Source organism: Bartonella queenslandensis AUST/NH15, assembly GCF_000312585.1.
Classification (GTDB): domain Bacteria; phylum Pseudomonadota; class Alphaproteobacteria; order Rhizobiales; family Rhizobiaceae; genus Bartonella; species Bartonella queenslandensis_A.
In genome coordinates, this window is record NZ_HE998003.1 from 229,697 (window position 1) to 232,673 (window position 2,977).

Genomic DNA, 2,977 nt, shown 5'->3' on the forward strand with positions numbered 1-2,977 from the left:
TCCATCTTCAGGAGCTTTTATGCGAATAACAGGTTTGATCCCTTGAGGTGCTTCAGAATGATCGCGGTTACGCCAACGTCCATCATAACGTGGTGGGCGTCCTTCTGCACGGGCTTTTTCACGCATTTCAGCTAACTCTTCAGGTGAAGCATAACAATAATATGCTTTGCCATTCTGGACTAACTGTTCGGCGATTTGGCGGTGACGTTCTGCACGTTCGAATTGCGAAATAGGGGAACCATCATAATTAAGCCCCATCCAGTGCAAGCCATCTATAATGGCTTTTACAGCTGCTTCTGTTGAGCGTTCACGGTCTGTATCTTCAATGCGTAGAAGCATTTTCCCACCGGTATGTTTTGCATAAAGCCAATTAAAAAGAGCAGTACGAGCACCACCAATATGAAGGAAGCCAGTGGGTGAGGGGGCAAAACGAGTAATAACAGACACGAATATTTTCCTTTAAATTGAAATATTACTTATGGAACTTTATAGAAAGGTTATGTTAGCATAGGTGGCGGGGTGTGCAATAGCTGCATTGCAAGTTTAAAGTGGGGATTTGCGGATGTTTAATCAAAGGAAAGTTAAAGAGGGCTTATCCGTAAAATCTGTTACAGAAAGAAAAAATGCATGTCAAATAGATCAGGGTGTTTTTTTTAAGTATGATGATGCAGAGAATGCCAGTTATAACCAACAAAAACTTTTTTTATTGATCCTTTTAAAAGAAGCAATCATTTTTGTTAGAAAATGGTTAGTGGATTGTATCAATAAAGAAGTTTCTTTTGGGATTCTTTTTTCGCTTATTTTAGTCTTTTTTTCCCTAGGAATCATTTTTTATTTTCATTTAGAACAGGAGCCAAGTTGGGGACAATTGGGGGCATTGATCAGTATTTTTCTGGGAATATTCTCTATTGCACATTTTTATCAAAAAATATGGATTCCTACAGGATTTTTGTTTTGTATCGTATTGGGGGCTTTGGCAGCAAAAATAGAAACGTGGCGTATTGCAACACCCATGTTAAGCAGTGACATTGTTACTACATTGACGGGAAGAATTGTTTCTATTGAAACAGATACCAAAGGGGAATTTCGTTTAGTTTTGGATGTTTTAAGTACAGAAAAGCCCGTATTACGCCATAGTCTTTGTCGTGTTCGTTTATCGGCAAGATATTTGCCATCTGGATTAGCAATTGGTGATGGACTGTATGGGACAGTTAAGATTCGTGCATTTTCTGGGCCGGTGCGTCCAGGAGGCTACGATTTTAGTTTTCATAATTATTTTAAAGGAATTGGAGCTCAAGGCGTTTATCTAGGAAAGCCAAGAAAAATCTCTGTTTTGCAGCCTGATGGAATATTGGCTATCGTTCTACAGAAAATTGAAAATTTACGCATGAAGATGACACAAAGAATCCGTCTCGCTCTTGAAGGAGAAAAGGGGAGTGTTGCGGCAGCTCTCATAACAGGACAGCGTGCTGGTATTTCAAATGAGACAAACGAAGCATTGCGTACGGCTGGATTGGCTCACATTTTATCAATATCAGGTTTACATATGGCTCTGTTGAGCGGTCTCGTTCTTTTAAGCATCCGTAGTTTTTTGGCATTTTTTCCAGTTTTTTCCTCCTATTATTCCAGTAAAAAATTTGCTGCTATCGTTGCATTTATGATAACGGCTTTTTATTTGCTCTTGTCAGGCTTAGCAATATCAGCACAAAGAAGTTTTGTGATGATTGCTGTTATGTTGGTTGCTATATTGTGTAATCGTTCTGCCATAACAATGCGTAATTTTTCTATTGCGGGGTTGATAACTTTAGCGATTAGACCCCATGAAATATTAGGCCCTAGCTTTCAAATGTCCTTTTCTGCGACAGCTGCTTTGATTGCTTTTTTTGATTGGTGGAGCGGAAGATCAATTTTTCGTAAAAGAAAAACAATTTCTTCTTATGTTAGAGGAGGAGTGATAAATTTTGCTTTCTTATCAATATTGTCAACATGTGCTTCTTCGTTTGTAGCTGGGAGTGCAAGTGGAATTTATGCTGCTTATCATTTTTCTAATACGGCATCTTTGAGCATTATCAGTAATGCTTTTGCTTTGCCTATCATTTCAATTTTGGTCATCCCTTTTGGCTTAATCGCAGTTCTTGCAATGTTAGGAGGATTTGAATGGTTGCCTCTTCAAATTATGGGGTTTGGTGTTAATCTTGTGATAAAGATTGCATACGCTATCAAGGCTATTTCTCCTGATTTGAATCCTGGTTTTATGCCGTTGTCTGCGTTAGTTTTATTGAGTATAGGCTTGGTGGGACTGACTTTTTGCAAAACACCCATCAGGTTCTTTTTTAGTCTTTTTATTTTGGCTGGTATTTCTATTTGTATAATGCATTCACCTGTACAATTGATTATAGCAGATAATATGCGTCTCGTGGGTGTTATCCATAATGAAAAATTATATATTGATCGTTATAATCATTCTAAGTTTACGACATCCATATGGAAAAAGTCATTTCGTTTGAATGAAACGATTAAGCCAACAAAATATGGTCCTTCGTTTTATGGACAATTTATTTGTGATCGTTCTGTATGTGCATCCTTATTAGGGAATGGATTAAAAGTTATCATTGTACGTGGAGAAATAGATCATTGCATAGAGGCAGATATCCTCATTCAGACATTTGCAAGTGCAATGCATAATCCAAGATGTCATAAGAAGGCAAGAATAACATTTACTCTCCAGCAATTATTATCAAGAGGAAGCGTTATGATGACCAAAAAAGGAGATATCATTTGGTCTTCGCTAGGATTTCATAGACCATGGAATATGCACAGACAGCCTTCACAAAAGAGCGCATAATTTATCGCATTTTTTTTATATTTAGACAATTGATAAAACAAAAAATGATAGAGGATTTTTCTGATATATTTTGCGTTTTTTAATTGATCAGTTTATCAACTTCATTGTGAATGAGAAAAGTACCAACAAATT

2 protein-coding genes are annotated in these 2,977 nt (G+C 37.2%); one reads left to right on the forward strand and one right to left on the reverse strand.

Annotation, left to right across the window (positions count from 1 at the left end):
* Positions 1 to 447 (reverse strand): glutamate--tRNA ligase (locus BN338_RS06155; RefSeq protein WP_039760076.1); only part of this gene is annotated, 447 nt, incomplete at its 3' end.
* A gap of 115 nt (positions 448 to 562) precedes the next feature.
* Between BN338_RS06155 and BN338_RS06160 the strand changes: the two genes are divergently transcribed.
* Positions 563 to 2,845 (forward strand): ComEC/Rec2 family competence protein, encoded by a 2,283-nt coding sequence (locus tag BN338_RS06160; protein WP_039760079.1) that lies wholly within the window; start codon positions 563 to 565, stop codon positions 2,843 to 2,845.
* Positions 2,846 to 2,977: the final 132 nt, after the last annotated feature.